A 15,268-nucleotide genomic window follows, 5' to 3' on the forward strand; every position below is an offset into this window, starting at 1 on the left:
CTGGCCTTGGGGCGGACGGCGAGCGCGGGCACGCGGCCCAATGAGCTCGGCGGCGAGCGCGGGCAGGCCCAGCGAGCTCGGCGGCGAACCGGCGGCCGGCCGGACCGGCGGTCCCGCCGCCGCACGCCGTACGCCGTAGCGGACGCATCGGGGCCCGGAACCGTTCAGGTTCCGGGCCCCGCGCCGTACCGGGTGGAGGTCAGCTCGTCGCGTCCTCGCGGCGCACCGACAGCAGGTCCTCCAGCTGTTCCTCGCGCGCCTGCGCCGCCACGAACAGCAGCTCGTCGCCCGCCTCCAGGGTCTCCTCGGCGCCCGGCGTCAGCACCCGCGAACCGCGGATGATCGTCACCAGCGTGGTGTCCTGCGGCCACTCCACCGCGCCGACCTGGGTGCCCGCGATCGCCGACTCCGGCGGCAGCGTCAGCTCGACCAGGTTCGCGTCGCCGTGGCTGAAGCGCAGCAGCCGGACCAGGTCGCCGACGCTCACCGCCTCCTCGACCAGCGCCGACATCAGACGCGGCGTGGAGACGGCGACATCGACGCCCCAGGCCTCGTTGAACAGCCACTCGTTCTTGGGGTTGTTGACGCGGGCGACCACCCGCGGCACCCCGTACTCCGTCTTGGCGAGCAGCGAGACGACCAGATTGACCTTGTCGTCACCCGTCGCCGCGATGACCACGTTGCAGCGCTGCAGCGCGGCCTCGTCCAGCGAGGTGATCTCACAGGCGTCGGCGAGCAGCCACTCCGCCTGCGGCACCCGCTCCACCGAGATGGCGGTCGGCGCCTTGTCGATCAGGAGCACCTCGTGCCCGTTCTCCAGGAGCTCGCCCGCGATGGAACGGCCCACCGCACCCGCGCCCGCAATCGCGACCCGCATCAGTGACCGCCCTCCTCGGGGCCCTCGGCGAAGGCCGCCTCGACCTTCTCGATCTCGTCCGTACGCATCATCACGTGCACGAGATCGCCCTCCTGCAGCACCGTCTGCGACGTCGGGAGCATCGCCTCACCCAGCCGGGTGAGGAAGGCGACCCGTACCCCGGTCTCGTCCTGCAGCTTGCTGACCTTGTGGCCGATCCAGGCGGGGGAGGTGTGCACCTCGGCGAGCTGCACACCGCCGCTCGGGTCGCGCCACAGCGGCTCCGCGCCGGACGGCAGCAGCCGGCGCAGCATCTGGTCGGCGGTCCAGCGGACCGTCGCGACCGTGGGGATGCCCAGCCGCTGGTAGACCTCGGCGCGCCGCGGGTCGTAGATCCGGGCGGCGACGTTCTCGATGCCGAACATCTCGCGCGCCACCCGGGCCGCGATGATGTTGGAGTTGTCGCCGCTGCTCACGGCGGCGAATGCACCGGCGTCCTCGATGCCCGCCTCACGCAGGGTGTCCTGGTCGAAACCGACACCCGTCACGCGGCGTCCGCCGAAGCCGGAGCCCAGACGGCGGAAAGCCGTCGGGTCCTGGTCGATGACGGCGACGGTGTGCCCTTGCTGCTCCAGGGTCTGCGCCAGAGCGGCTCCCACTCGGCCGCAGCCCATGATGACGATATGCACCTGAACCTACCCCGCGCTCCTGGTCGCCCCGCTGACCTGCGAAAACACCCTGCTCACTCTTCTCTCTCAGCCTGCGCCCGGCCGCATGGGCAATCCTCAGGGCAACAGTGTGGGGTGTTGCCCGGACACGAGCTTAAGCCGCGAAGGGGCCGTTGCCCTCATCCGTAGGGATGGCCGGAGCGGCCTGGCCGGTTCCTCACTTGCGTGTCACGGAGTGTTCACGGCTCGCTCACCGACCCGGGCGGGTGAGCAGTCCCGGCCAAGGCGTGTGGCCGTCACCGGCCGACGCGGCTGAACCGGCCGGCGATGTGCAGATCGGCCTCGATCCGGGCGGCCGTGGCCCGCAGCTCGGGCAGGACCTCCACGACGCACTCCTCGATCCCGCGGCGGGTGCTGTGCATCGCCACGTTCAGCGCTGCCACGACCTTCCCGCCGAGGTCCCGTACCGGCACGGCGATCGACCGCAGACCCTCCTCCAGCTCCTCGTCCACGAGCGCGTACCCCTCCCGCCGCACCCGCTCCAGTACGGCCGAGAGCTCCGCGGCCGCGGTGACGGTGTGCGGGGTCAGTGGCGTCCGCTCGGTTCGCGCGAGGTACCCGGCCCGTTCGGCGGCCGGGAGATCGGCGAGGATCACCCGCCCCATGGAGGTGGCGTACGCCGGGAAGCGGGTGCCCACCGCGATGTCGGCGCTCATGATCCGGCCGGTGGCGACCCGGGCCGTGTACTGGATGTCGTCGCCGACGAGCACCGCGAGGGAGGAGGAGTCGCGTACCCGGCGGGTGAGCGCCGCCAGATGGGGCGCGGCGATCTGCTCCAGCGTGGTGCGGGACAGCGGGGCGAAACCGAGCGACAGGACGCGCGGGGTGAGGCGGAAGCCGCGCTCGTACGAGCTGATCAGCCCGAGGTGCTCAAGGGTGATCAGGGCGCGCCGGGCGGTCGCCCTTGCCAGGCCGGTGGCCTCGGCGACAGCGCTGAGGGTGAGCTCGTCGCGGCCTTCGCCGAAGGCGGTCAGCACGGTCAGTCCGCGCGCCAGCGACTCGATGAACTCCCGGCCCAGCTCCTGCTTGGAGGCGGCCGTCCAGGCGGCGAGAGCGGTGGGCCGGTCGCGGTCGGCCGGCGGGCCCGCCTGACGCAGCCGGCTCTCCATGGCCCGGGCGGCCTGGTGCAGCCTGGGCAGAGTGGCTGTGCGCAGGGAGGTGGCGCTGTGCCGGCTGGTGTGGCTGACCACATTCACCGCGCAGACGGTACGCCCGGCCGCGTCGCGCACCGGGACGGCGAGGGCGATCAGGCCGGGCTCGATGAGCTGGTCGTCGACGGCCCAGCCGTGCCGGGCCGCGTAGGCGGCGCAGCGGCGGAAGTCCGTACCCCGGCGGGGGCCGGCGCGCGGCGGTACGGCCGGAAAACCGCTGCCGTCCGGGTCGGCGGCGATGCGCCGCTCCCAGCGCTCCCACTGCTCCGGGGGCCAGTCGGCGGCGAACAGCGCGCCGGGCGCGGTCCGCTCGGCGGGCAGCAGGTCGCCGATGCGGAAGTGCAGCGACATGGCCCGGGGGCGGGTCGCCTGCTGGACGAAGCGGATGCCGTCCCCGTCGGCCACCGCGAGGGAGACGGACTCGTCCAGCTCCTCGGCGAGGGCGTCGGCGAGCCCGCCGAGGAGCCCCGGGAGCCGGATCGACGCCAGGTAGGCGTTGCCGAGCTCCATGAGCCGGGGGGCGAGGGTGGCGTCGCGGCCGTCGAGCCGGAGGTAGCCCATACGGGAGAGGGTGCCGGTCACCCGGTCGACCGTGGAGCGGGCGAGGCCGGTGCTCCGTTCGAGGTCGCCGAGGCTGAGGGTGCCGCCGGCGTCGGTGAGGCGGCGCAGGACCCCGATGCCGCGCATGAGCGGGGTGACCGCCTCGGCGGGGGCGTCCGTCCGTGCCTTCGGTCCGGGCGGCGGTCCAAGTGGGGGCTCGGGCGGGGGCATGGGCTCTCCGGGGAGCGGGGGACAGCGGCGGGTGGCGGCGCCGCCCTCAGCCTACAGCTCGGTGAAGGAAGCTTCACACCACGAACGATCGGTAGGGGCGGGCGGCGAGCATCGGCGGCCTGCCCGGACCCGGCGGCCCGCCTGCCACGGGCGGACGACGGCCAGGGGTCCATGGACGGGAGATTCGGTGAGGGATGGGGGTGGTGCGTCAGCGCCGGACATATGAACGGCTTACGATCCTCTGCGTGTCCAAACTGACCGACGTGCCCAAACGGATCCTCATCGGACGGGCTCTGCGCAGCGACCGACTGGGAGAAACCCTCCTTCCCAAGCGCATCGCACTCCCCGTCTTCGCCTCGGACCCGCTCTCCTCGGTGGCGTACGCGCCCGGCGAGGTGCTGCTGGTTCTCTCCATCGCGGGCGTATCGGCGTACCACTTCAGCCCGTGGATCGCGGCCGCCGTCGTGGTCCTGATGTTCACCGTCGTGGCGTCGTACCGGCAGAACGTACACGCGTACCCCAGCGGCGGCGGCGACTACGAGGTCGCCAACACCAACCTCGGCCCGAAGGCCGGACTCACCGTCGCCAGCGCCCTGCTCGTCGACTACGTCCTGACCGTCGCCGTCTCCATCTCCTCCGGAGTGGAGAACCTCGGCTCGGCCATCCCCTTCGTCGTCGAGCACAAGGTCATGTGCGCGATCGGCATCATCGTGCTGCTGACGCTGATGAACCTGCGGGGCGTCAAGGAGTCGGGCAAGCTCTTCGCCATCCCGACGTACGTCTTCGTCGCCGGCGTCTTCATCATGATCGCCTGGGGCGCGTACAAGGGCATCGTCCTCGACGAGACCATGAGGGCTCCCACCGCCGACTTCGAGATCAAGCCCGAGCACGAGGGTCTGGCCGGCTTCGCCCTGCTCTTCCTCCTGCTGCGTGCCTTCTCCTCCGGCTGTGCGGCGCTCACCGGCGTCGAGGCCATCAGCAACGGCGTCCCCGCCTTCCGCAAGCCCAAGTCCAGGAACGCGGCGACGACCCTGCTCCTCATGGGCGCCCTGGCCGTCACGATGTTCTGCGGCATCATCGGCCTGGCCATGGCCACCGACGTGAAGATGGCCGAGAGGCCGGCCCAGGACCTGTTCGTGAACGGCGTCCCGGTCGGCGGCGACTACGTCCAGCACCCGGTGATCTCCCAGGTCGCGGCCGCCGTCTTCGGCGACGGGACGTTCTTCTTCGTCGTCCTCGCCGCGGCCACCGCGCTCGTCCTCTTCCTCGCGGCCAACACCGCGTACAACGGCTTCCCGCTGCTCGGCTCGATCCTCGCCCAGGACCGCTACCTGCCCCGCCAGCTGCACACCCGTGGCGACCGGCTCGCCTTCTCCAACGGCATCGTGCTCCTCGCCGGCGCCGCGATCCTCCTGGTCTGGCTGTACGGAGCCGACTCCACCAAGCTGATCCAGCTGTACATCGTCGGTGTCTTCGTCTCCTTCACGCTGAGTCAGACCGGTATGGTCCGGCACTGGAACCGCCACCTGAAGACCGAGTCCGACCCGGCCCGGCGCCGTCACATGATCCGCTCCCGGGCGATCAACACCTTCGGCGCCTTCTTCACCGGTCTCGTCCTGGTCGTGGTCCTGGTCACCAAGTTCACCCACGGCGCCTGGGTCGCGCTGCTGGGCATGGTCATCTTCTACGTGACGATGAGCGCGATCCGCCGCCACTACGACCGGGTCGCCGGAGAGATCGCCGCCCCCGACGAGCCCACCGACGACTCCGTCCGCCCGTCCCGGGTCCACTCCATCGTCCTGGTCTCCAAGGTCCACCGGCCGACGCTGCGCGCCGTCGCGTACGCCAAGCTGATGCGCTCCGACAAGCTGGAGGCGCTCAGCGTCAATGTCGACCCGGCCGAGACCAAGGCGCTCAAGGCGGAGTGGGAGCGGCGCGGCATCAACGTCCCGCTGAAGATCCTCGACTCGCCCTACCGCGAGATCACCCGGCCGATCATCGACTACGTGAAGAACCTGCGCCGGGAGAGTCCGCGCGACGCGGTCAGCGTGATCATCCCGGAGTACGTGGTCGGCCACTGGTACGAGCACCTGCTCCACAACCAGAGCGCCCTGCGCCTCAAGGGACGCCTGCTGTTCACCCCGGGCGTCATGGTCACCTCGGTGCCGTACCAGCTCCAGTCCTCCGAGCTCGCGAAGAAGCGGGCGAAGAAGCGCCAGGAGTGGAACGCGCCCGGCTCGGTCCGCCGTGGCCCGGTGAACGAGCGCTCCAAGGAGCCGACCGGGAAGAGCTGAGGCCGCGGAGCCGAGGCCTCCGGGGCTCTGGAAGCCTCGGGGGCTCTGGGGAGCACGTAGACTGGTGGGCTGCTGTTTCACCTCACCTCGCTCACCTCACCTCTCGATCTCTGGAGCCACCCCGTCATGCAGAACGCGTCTGAGTCTTCGCTGATCGGGGAGGAGTACGAGGTCGAGGTCGGCCCCGTGGCCCACGGCGGCCACTGCATCGCCCGTACCGAGGAGGGGCGCGTGCTGTTCGTACGGCACGCGCTGCCCGGCGAGAAGGTCGTGGCCCGGATCACCGAGGGTGAGGAGACCTCCCGTTTCCTGCGCGCCGACGCGGTGACCGTACTGGAGGCGTCCAAGGACCGGGTGGCGGCGCCCTGCCCGTTCGCCGGCCCGGGCAAGTGCGGTGGCTGCGACTGGCAGCACGCCAAGCCCGGCGCCCAGCGCCGGCTGAAGGGCGAGGTCATCGCCGAACAGCTCCAGCGCCTGGCGGGACTTACCCCCGAGGAGGCCGGCTGGGACGGCACGGTCATGCCGGCCGAGGGCGACAAGCTGCCCGCCGGTGAGGTGCCGGCGTGGCGCACGCGGGTCCAGTACGCCGTCGACGCCGAGGGCCACGCGGGCCTGCGCCGCCACCGCTCCCACGAGGTCGAGCCGATCGACCACTGCATGATCGCCGCGCCCGGCGTCTCCGAGCTCGGCATCGAGAAGCGCAGCTGGCCGGGCATGGCCTCGATCGAAGCCATCGCGGCCTCCGGCTCCGGCGACCGTCAGGTCATCCTCACCCCGCGCCCCGGCGCGCGGCTCCCGATCGTCGAACTCGACAAGCCGGTCTCGGTGCTGCGCGTGGAGGAGAAGGACGGGGGCGTGCACCGCGTGCACGGCCGCCCCTTCGTGCGCGAACGCGCCGACGACCGCACCTACCGCGTGGGCATGGGCGGCTTCTGGCAGGTCCACCCCCAGGCCGCCCAGACCCTGGTTCGCGCGGTGATGCAGGGCCTGCTGCCCCGCAAGGGCGACACGGCCCTCGACCTCTACTGCGGCGTGGGCCTCTTCGCGGGCGCCATCGCGGACCGGGTCGGCGACGCGGGCGCGGTCCTCGGTATCGAATCCGGCAAGCGCGCGGTCGAGGACGCCCGCCACAACCTCCAGCACTTCGACCGCGTCCGCATCGAACAGGGCAAGGTCGAATCGGTCCTGCCCCGGACCCGCATCACCGAGGTCGACCTGATCGTCCTGGACCCACCCCGCGCGGGCGCCGGCAAGCAGACGGTCCACCACCTGGCGACCCTGGGCGCCCGCCGCATCGCCTACGTCGCCTGCGACCCGGCGGCCCTGGCGAGGGACCTGGCCTACTTCCGCGAGGCGGGCTACAAGCCGCGGACGCTGCGGGCGTTCGACCTGTTCCCGATGACGCACCACGTGGAGTGCGTGGCGATCCTGGAGCCGATCCGCGAGGACGCCTGACCTGCGGTTTTTCGGTGGTAGTCATCCGGTTCACCTGTTTCCGTCCGTCCAACAGGTGAAGCGCGAGACTGGTCGGCTGCGCGCGCCTGACCTGCGGACTCGTTGGGGGTCGGCGAAGGCGGCGCAAGCCGTGGCTGCAACCCCTCAGGTTCTTGACGCTCGTGTGACGCTCGTTCTGAAGGCCCATCACATGGGGCGGGCGGGGTTCCACGTCGCCGCGTGATTCGGCTGAAACGGGCCCGTGGTTGCCGGGTGTCCGGCGCTGATCAGCGGGATCGGCCCCATTGTGGTCGACGTGATTCGGTCCAGTTGCTGCCCGTGTGCATCGCGAGGTGCTACGCACCAACGACGAGACGCTCGGGCGGCGTGACCCTTCCCAGGCAGTCACACTGCGTGACATCTTCATCGGGCTGTGCGTCTTCCTCGTCCTGGCGGCTGAGGGCGAGCACCCATCCGGGCACGATGCATCTCCCGCTCGACAGGCTCGCCGGCCGCTTGTCGCATCGGACCACTTGCCCCTTCGGATCCGGCTAGGAGTGCCCCGCCCGCGGCTGTTGGGCCTGCTGCGTGATGAGGCCGCCTCTGGCGTGCCTCGTGGCCCCAATGCTTCTCAAAGCGTGCCCCCAATATGGTCCGGGCACATGACGCGCATGTCGGCGTCGGATGTTCAGCGGTCCTTGAGGTCGTCGGCAATGGCGCGGTCGATGTTGTGTTGAGCGCTCTCCTGCAGCGCCTTGTAGAAGAGGTCGACGGCAGAGCCCCGTGGAAGGCCCGCTCGGAGGCGTTGGACGCGCTCGCTGACGTCGACGTCTTCCTGGTACGGCTTGCCGAGCTCCCTCGAGCGGACACCGGAGAACACGGCTGAGTGGAGACTGCCACCGGTGCGGCGGAACAGGTCTTCCGAGGGCCGGGAAGCTGCCTTCAACAGCGCGGATTCGAACTCCACCCGGTCCCACACGATGTTGTCGGGACGCTTGCTCAACAGCGGGGCAGTGGCCCGTGCAGGATCGATCTTGCCTTCTTGGTAGGGCTCAAGGAGGAGGCTGAGGGCAACCTCGTCCGCTTGGCCCGCGACCGTCCAGAAGGGCTCTGGGGCGCGAAACGCGCGGCGTCATGTGTGTTCGCGGGGCTGCGCCAGCCAGCCCTGTACCGGTCGCAGCAGGTCCGGCCGAGCGGGGGGCTGTCAGCGAAGGGGAGCGGAACGCTCCATGCGAAGGGCAGGGGGTCAGAAGCGGGCCGCCGACCTCGTTCCGCGAGGGCGCGGCGCAGCGCGAGGTCGCTGTCTTCGCCGTGCCGGGCCGTGCCGGGCCGTGCCGGTGCGGGCCAGGCGCCGGAAGCGCGGCGGCGGTGGTGCTGGGATCGGCGCGAGAATTCGACCGCACCCGTCAACGGCACCTTCAGCGTGCTCACATACAACGTCGCCGGGCTGCCCGAGCCGCTCTCGGGCAGCAAGCCCGCGAAGAACACCAAGGTGATCTCCCAGCGGATCAACGCCTACGACATCGTCAACGTCCAGGAGGACTTCGCGTACCACGCCGACCTCGTCAAGCATGACGAGCACCGGTACCGGACGCCGCCGTCGGTTCCCTCCTGGGTGCCCGTGCCCGGTGTGCCCTTCTCGGACGGGCTCAACACCCTGTCCGACTTCAAGCTGAAGAAGCTCGACCGGGTGGCCTGGGACCGGTGTACCAACGCCGACTGCCTGACGCCGAAGGGATTCACCTACCTCCGGCTGGAACTTCCGGGCGGAGCATCTCTCGACCTCTACAACGCGCACATGAACGCGGGGTCCGGCACGGAGAAGATGCTGCGCGTCCGCCGTCACAACGTCCGTCAGCTGTCCGACTACATCAGGAAGCACTCCGCCGGCCGGGCGGTCATCGTGACGGGCGACACCAACAGCCGCTACACGAGGTCCGGCGACATCGTGCGCGAGCTGCGGGACGACAACGGACTCACCGACGCCTGGGTCCGACTGGTGAAGGGCGGCACGACACCCGAGGTCGACGACGACGCGCCGACCTGCAAGGAATCGACCGAGTGTGAGCTCCTCGACAAGGTCTTCTACCGCAGCGGTCCGGGACTGGTGCTGGACGCACTCCACTACAGCAATGAGTACGCGGAGTTCCTCGATTCCGAGGGGGAGCCGCTGTCCGATCACAATCCTCCGACCGTCACCTTCTCCTTCACCGTCGACGACGACGGGAACGGTGCTGCTGAGGCGCCCAAGGATGCGACCGTGCGCCGTCGTTGACGACGGTGACGGTTGTCGGGACCGGCCCCGTCCCATGACCGAGGACTCGGGGACTGCCGGCAGGACACGACGAAACCGCCCCCGGCTTCGGGCGCGGCGGCGGTCTCGTCGTACGGGCGCTTCCGGCGGGCTTGCCACGCTTCACTGCGGGGCCGCCGCAGGTAGGAGCGGTTTCAGCTTCGACGAGCACAATCGGCGTGCCGTCCTTGCCGACGACCGTCCAGTCCGGTGTCGGCTTCCCCCACCGCCGCTCAAACTCCACGCTGAGGCCCCATCTCCGCAGCGATGCGCCGACAGCGAGTTCGATGACGTCGGGCCAGAAGTTCTGGTTGCACCACGGCTTCGCGGCGAAGACATCCGCGGCGTCAAGGAGTCCGGCGTGGGCCGCGAGGACGTCCGCTACGCGATGGATACGGCTACACGTACGAGCGAGTCCTGGTCCTGACCGGCCTCGACATCTGATCTCGTACGGCCGATGAGCCGACGGCCGGAGCCTGCTGTGCGGGCGCTCCGGCCGTCTCATCCGCTCCCGGGTCCCGCGCTCAGCGCGAGGGCAGGACCCGGGCCACGCTGCGGTGGTCAGCAGGGGTCAGCTCGCCGGGGTGGTCCGGCGGCCGGTGGCGGCGCGGAGGAACACGGCGAGAGCGACCAGGGCGATGCCGAACCAGACGACGCTCGTGACCCCCACGTGGTCGGCGAGCAGGCCGCCGATGAGGGCACCCAGGGCGATGCAGGTGTTGTAGGCCATGGTGTTGAGCGACATCGCGGCCTCGAAGGTCTCGGGAGCCGCCGCGAGCGTCATGTTGATCTGGCTGAGCTGGACGACACCGAAGGCGAGACCCCACAGGACCATGGCGGCGATCACGCCGATGTCGTTCGTGCCGATGGTCAGCAGCATGACGAGTGCGCCGATCAGGATCAGGCCGCCCACGATGAAGCTGCCCCGCAGGCTCTTGTTGACGGTCTGGCCGCCGATGAAGTTGCCGATCGCACCGCCGACACCGAAGACGATGAGGACGACGGTGATGAAGCCGACGGTGGCGGAGGTGCTTTCCTCCAGGTAGGGACGGACGAACGTGTAGGCACCGAAGTGGCCGAGGACGAAGAGCACGACCATGACCAGGACCACGCGCAGCGGAACGTTCTTGACGGGCAGTCCGAAGACCTCACGGACCGAGACAGCGTTGGCCGACGGCAGCGACGGGATCGTGAAGGCGACCGCGAGGAACACCAGGGCGCTGAGGCCGGACCAGATGAGGAAGGTGGCGCGCCAGTCGCTGGCGCTCTCCAGCAGGGTGCCGAGCGGGATGCCGACGACGGTGGCGACCGAGATGCCGGACATCACCACGGCGGCAGCCCGGTTGGTTTGGTTCTCGGGGACGATGCGCATGGCCATGCTGACGCCGATGGCCCAGAAGACGCCGCTGGCGAAGCCCATGATCAGGCGGGTGCCCAGGATCAGCGGGTAGTTCGGGGCGATCGAGGTGATCAGATTGCCGACGGCCAGGACGGCCAGCAGCGTGGTCAGCAGCCGGCGCCGGTTGACGCGCCGGGTCCACGCCACGATGAACGGCACGCCGAGACCGGCCGCGACACCCTGCGCCGTGACCATGAGGCTGGCCGCGCCCACGGTGACGTCGAGGCTCTCGCTGAGCGGCGTGAGCAGGCCGATCGGCATCAGTTCGGTGGTGAGGAAGACGAACAGACTGGCGGTGATGGCAGCCACACCCAGCCATCCCCGGGTCGGGGACACCTGGTTCTGTGCCGCGACGGGGGTACTCGTCTCTTCTTGAACGGTCATGTCATTTCTCCGGATGTGGTCAGGCGTGGGGAGGTGCGCCCGCCGCTATGGGCTGCGTTCCTGTTCCAGAGCGGGTTGGTCGGGGAGGAGCGAGGTGGTGGTGCGGGGTGGATCCGAGGGGGTCTCCTCGGATCCCGGTTCGGGTGGGCGCGGCTGGCCGAGCACGACCGCCAGGGAGATGACGGCCATGCCGACGATCTGGAGGGCGGACAGCGTCTGGTCCTTGACGAGGTAACCCAGCAGGGTCGCGACGACCGGGCTGCCCAGCGCGAGGAAGGAGACCGCCACGGCCGGCAGGTGTTCGATGCCGCGGAACCAGACGATGTAGCTCAGGACCGCGCCGAAGGCGATGAGGTAGGCGAACCCGATGACATTGGAGCCCGTGAGACCATCGTCGGGCAGGTCTTCCGACGACAGCCAGAACGGCAGCAGGACCAGACCGCCCGCCGTGAGTTGCCACCCGGTGAACGTGAGCAGGCTGACGCCCTCCGGCCGGCCCCACCGTTTGGTCAGGGTGATGCCCGAGGCCATGCACAGGGCTCCGCCGACTGCGGTGAACACTCCGATGGTGTCGAGCGGCGCCGCGCCCTTGAAGACGAGCAGCACCACGCCCCCGGTGCCCATCACGCAGGCCAGGGCGTGGACGGCTCTGATCCTGTCACCGAGGAAGAGGGCGGCGAGGATCACGACGAACATGGGCTGTGCCGACATGATCACGGCGGCGATGCCGCCCGGAAGCCGGTAGGCCGCGACGAAGAGCAGGAAGTTGAAGGCGCCGATGTTCAGCACGCCCAGCACCAGCGCGCGCCACCACCAGACGCCGACAGGAAGCTTCCGGCCGAGGGCCAGCAGGAACAGGCCGCCGGGCAGGGCCCGCATGGTGGTTGCCAGGAGCGGCCGGTCCGGTGGCAGCAACTCGGTGGTGATCAGGTAGGTGCTGCCCCAGACCGCTGGAGCCAGGCCGGTCAGGGCCGCCGTGAGTCCACTGTTTCCGTTCTTCATCCTGCGTCAGATCCCGCGGGAGTCGGCATGGTTCCCGACGTCCGTCCGGTCAGCGCAGTTGAAGATCGGGTCGCGGTCGCGGCCGCGCTTCAGCTCGAAGAAGCCGTCGGTACTCGCTAGGGCGAGCACGCCGTCCCAGAGCGTTCCGGCGGCCTCGCCACGGGGGGCGGGGGTGAGCACGGGGCCGAAGAACGCCAGCGGCTTCCCGCCGGGGCCGGGCACGTGGATCACGGGGGTGCCGACCTCGGAACCGACCGGCTCCATCCCGTCGTGGTGCTCGGCCCGCAACGGCCCGTCCCAGGAGCTGTCTTCCGCCGCCTCGATCAGGTCGGCGGGCAGACCCGCCTCCGCCAGGGCGGCGCTGATCATGCCGTGGCCGAGACCGGCCTTCTCATGGTGGATCAGACGGCCCATGGCGTTGTAGAGGGGGCGCAGCACCTCGTTGCCGTACCGCTGCTGCGCCGCGATGCACACGCGCACGCAGGCCCAGCCGTCGATCACGCCCTGGCGGTACTTCTCCGGGACCTCGCGGCCCTCGTTGAGGACCGACAGGCTCATGATGTGGAAGCGGGTTTCGAGCGGCCGGACTTGCTCCACCTCCAGCATCCAGCGTGAGGTGATCCATGCCCAGGGGCAGCGGGGGTCCACCCAGATGTCGGCGGTGGTCGTCTCGGAACGCGGTGGTGTGGTGCTCATGATGGTCGCTCGGCCTTTCGGTGTCACGGGCGCGAGGGCACACGAAGGCATGCCTCGGCGGTGTGCGCCAGGTACGGGGGCTAGGGGAGGGGGCAGCGGAGGCGCGGCCGTCGGGCATGCCGAGGGGCCCGTTCGAGGGCCCGCCCGGCGGAGTCGGCCCGAGGACGTTCCTCCCGCGTGCGGTCTTCACCAGTGTCGGGCGGGGGTATTGATGAGTCCAATACATGTTTGTCACGTGATGGATCTCGTATCACGATGGATCCATGGAGCTTCAGCAGATGCGGTACGTGATCGCCGTGGCCGAGACCAACAGCTTCACGAGGGCTGCCCAACGCTGCCTGGTGGTGCAGTCCGCGCTGAGCCACCAAATCGCGCGCCTGGAGAAGGAACTGGGTGCGAGGCTCTTCGAACGAACCAGCCGCCGGGTGCGGTTGACCCCGGCTGGCGCGGCCTTCCTGCCCGCCGCCCGCCAGTGCCTGGACGCGGCGGAACGGGCCGCGGCCGAAGTCGCGGCGGCCGTCGGGGAGGTGCGCGGACGCCTCGCGGTGGGGCTGATCCCCACCGTCGCCGCCGTGGACATTCCGAGCGTCCTGAGGAACTTCCACCAACGCCATCCCAAGGCGCGGATCAGCCTCAGCGTGGGAGCGAGCGACGAACTCGTCGAGCGGGTCAGGCAGGGCGAGCTCGAGGTGGCCTTCCTCGGCATCCCGGTCACGGCCCGCCCCCGGGGCGTCATGGCCCGGGAGATGGCCCGCGAGCGGCTGGTCGCCGTGGTCTCCCCGGACCACCCGCTCGCCGGCGAGACCTCGGTCGACCTCCGTCGGCTGTCCTCGGAGGTGTTCGTGGACCTTCCGGCGAAGACCGCCGGCCGGGCCCAGTCCGATCTGGCCTTCACCGCGGCCGGCCTCACCCGCGAGGTCGCCTTCGAGGTGACCAACGCGGACTACCTGGCCCGTCTGGTCGGCGCGGGCCTCGGCGTGGCCCTGCTCCCGCCCGCTTACGTCGCGGGCCTGTCCGGGATGGCCACGATCGAGGTCACGGACGCACCGGCCCGCGCCGAGTACGTGGTCTGGGGCCGGGACAGCCGTACCCCGGCGGCCGCCGCCTTCCTGGAGCTGTTGGGCATCGAGGAGGAGTGAACGCACGCGAACGAGCCGGGGCGGCCCCCAACCCGCATCGGTGCTGCTGGTGAATTCGGGGGCTGGGGCGACGTCGGCCTCCAAGGCCTGGTTGTGGTCTTGGAGACCGACGTTGTCGTTGTTCGCGGATCTGTGACCGGTGCGGGAAAGCCGGCCTGGTCGCGCGGCCGGCTGGCGCTGGTCTCGGTGTTGCAGTTCGTTGAGGGGATGACCGACCGGCAGGCCGTGGAGGCGGTGCGGGCCCGTATCGACTGGAAATACGCCCTCGGGCTGGAACTCGGTGAACCGGGTTCGACGTCTCGGTGCTGTCGGAGCTCCGTGACCGCCTGGCCGGAGCGGATGCCGGATGCCGGATGACGGGTGCTGGACGGGATCCTGGCCGCGGCCGAAGGGAAAGGACTGCTCAAGACGGGCCGGGCACGGAGTGACTCCACGCACGTGCTGTCGGCGGCGAGGGACCTGTCCTGGCTGGAGATGGTCGCCAAGACGCTTCGGGCCACGCGTTGATGCACCGTCATCGAGGTGAAATCAAGCGTGGCCGCGACCGGCGAGCGGACGTGTATGCGGTCACGCATCGTGCTCATCGGGGCGGTCAGCCTGTGTCTGCTTGAGCTCTCGACAGGCGCTCCACGGATGTGGCCACTCGACGAGCCGCACGATGGCGGCGGAAGGGGCGCAGACGCCGTGACCACAGACCGGTGGTTGTGGCTGACCGTGGCCGCGTCGGTGGGTGGATTTTCGGGGCCTGTCGGCCTGACCGGACCCTGACGGTCGGAAACCGGCATCTGCTGACCGTGACGCTCGTTTGACGCTCGGGTCCCGAGTCAGCCCACGCGTGGTAGTGCTAAACCGCCCCTGACCAGCAACTTCTTCGGTTCCGGACACCTGTGACATGTTGACGATGACGCATCACGTGGAGTGCGTGGCGATCCTCGAGCCTGCCGCGAAGGGCACCTGACCCGCGGTTTTGTGTGTGCGCATGATGTGCGGTGCGGCGTTACCGGCGATGTGCTGACGCTGCGATGCGCTGCCGGCCCGTTGGGGCTAGGGTCTGTTGCGAAAGTGGATCTTGTTCGTTCATGATCACGTCTCGTGGGACGTGGAGATCTGACGAACGGCCA

General features: G+C 70.0%; 11 protein-coding genes and 1 pseudogene. 5 read left to right on the forward strand and 7 right to left on the reverse strand.

All coding sequences use genetic code 11. From position 1 onward, the window contains the following. Positions 1-199 precede the first annotated feature (199 nt). From IEZ01_RS21110 to IEZ01_RS21120, 3 genes are all read right to left on the reverse strand, one after another. Positions 200-877 carry a potassium channel family protein gene (locus IEZ01_RS21110; protein WP_019890028.1) on the reverse strand — a complete coding sequence of 226 codons (678 nt, stop codon included), beginning with the start codon at positions 875-877 and terminating at the stop codon, positions 200-202. Next, entirely contained in the window at positions 877-1,545 is a 669-nt protein-coding gene (locus IEZ01_RS21115) for a potassium channel family protein (RefSeq protein WP_028798073.1), read from the reverse strand. The genes IEZ01_RS21110 and IEZ01_RS21115 overlap by 1 nt, the downstream gene beginning before the upstream one ends. A 275-nt stretch (positions 1,546-1,820) precedes the next feature. Then, entirely contained in the window at positions 1,821-3,506 is a 1,686-nt protein-coding gene (locus IEZ01_RS21120; RefSeq protein WP_019890030.1) for an IclR family transcriptional regulator domain-containing protein, read from the reverse strand. A gap of 245 nt (positions 3,507-3,751) precedes the next feature. On the opposite strand from IEZ01_RS21120, the gene IEZ01_RS21125 reads away from it, so the two are divergent. Then, entirely contained in the window at positions 3,752-5,800 is a 2,049-nt protein-coding gene (locus tag IEZ01_RS21125; protein WP_019890031.1) for an APC family permease, read from the forward strand. 126 nt (positions 5,801-5,926) lie between these two features. Next, on the forward strand, positions 5,927-7,255 hold the full coding sequence (locus IEZ01_RS21130; RefSeq protein WP_189203170.1) for a class I SAM-dependent RNA methyltransferase: 1,329 nt from the start codon (positions 5,927-5,929) through the stop codon (positions 7,253-7,255). A gap of 667 nt (positions 7,256-7,922) precedes the next feature. Here IEZ01_RS21130 and IEZ01_RS21135 read toward each other — a convergent pair. Next, positions 7,923-8,237: a hypothetical protein gene (locus IEZ01_RS21135; protein ID WP_189203172.1), complete on the reverse strand. Its 315-nt coding sequence runs from the start codon at positions 8,235-8,237 to the stop codon at positions 7,923-7,925. Between the two features lie 420 nt (positions 8,238-8,657). Between IEZ01_RS21135 and IEZ01_RS21140 the strand changes: the two genes are divergently transcribed. Then, on the forward strand, positions 8,658-9,509 hold the full coding sequence (locus tag IEZ01_RS21140; RefSeq protein ID WP_229833110.1) for an endonuclease/exonuclease/phosphatase family protein: 852 nt from the start codon (positions 8,658-8,660) through the stop codon (positions 9,507-9,509). Positions 9,510-10,098: 589 nt separating this feature from the next. Here IEZ01_RS21140 and IEZ01_RS21145 read toward each other — a convergent pair. From IEZ01_RS21145 to IEZ01_RS21155, 3 genes are all read right to left on the reverse strand, one after another. After that, positions 10,099-11,235: an MFS transporter gene (locus tag IEZ01_RS21145; RefSeq protein WP_229833112.1), complete on the reverse strand. Its 1,137-nt coding sequence runs from the start codon at positions 11,233-11,235 to the stop codon at positions 10,099-10,101. 120 nt (positions 11,236-11,355) lie between these two features. Next, on the reverse strand, positions 11,356-12,312 hold the full coding sequence (locus tag IEZ01_RS21150; RefSeq protein WP_189203176.1) for an EamA family transporter: 957 nt from the start codon (positions 12,310-12,312) through the stop codon (positions 11,356-11,358). A gap of 6 nt (positions 12,313-12,318) precedes the next feature. Beyond that, the gene (locus IEZ01_RS21155) at positions 12,319-13,008 is read right to left on the reverse strand and encodes a mycothiol-dependent nitroreductase Rv2466c family protein (RefSeq protein ID WP_189203178.1); all 690 of its coding nucleotides are present in this window, start codon (positions 13,006-13,008) and stop codon (positions 12,319-12,321) included. A gap of 263 nt (positions 13,009-13,271) precedes the next feature. Here IEZ01_RS21155 and IEZ01_RS21160 point away from each other — a divergent pair, with 263 nt between their 5' ends. Both IEZ01_RS21160 and IEZ01_RS21165 read left to right on the forward strand, forming a co-directional pair. After that, positions 13,272-14,147 (forward strand): LysR family transcriptional regulator, encoded by an 876-nt coding sequence (locus IEZ01_RS21160; protein WP_028798075.1) that lies wholly within the window; start codon positions 13,272-13,274, stop codon positions 14,145-14,147. 144 nt (positions 14,148-14,291) lie between these two features. Then, positions 14,292-14,645 (forward strand): annotated as a pseudogene (locus IEZ01_RS21165) (transposase); the annotation flags it as partial. Positions 14,646-15,268 lie beyond the last annotated feature (623 nt).

Origin of the sequence: Streptomyces purpureus, assembly GCF_014648195.1 — a bacterium.
GTDB classification, from domain to species: Bacteria; Actinomycetota; Actinomycetes; order Streptomycetales; family Streptomycetaceae; genus Streptomyces; species Streptomyces purpureus.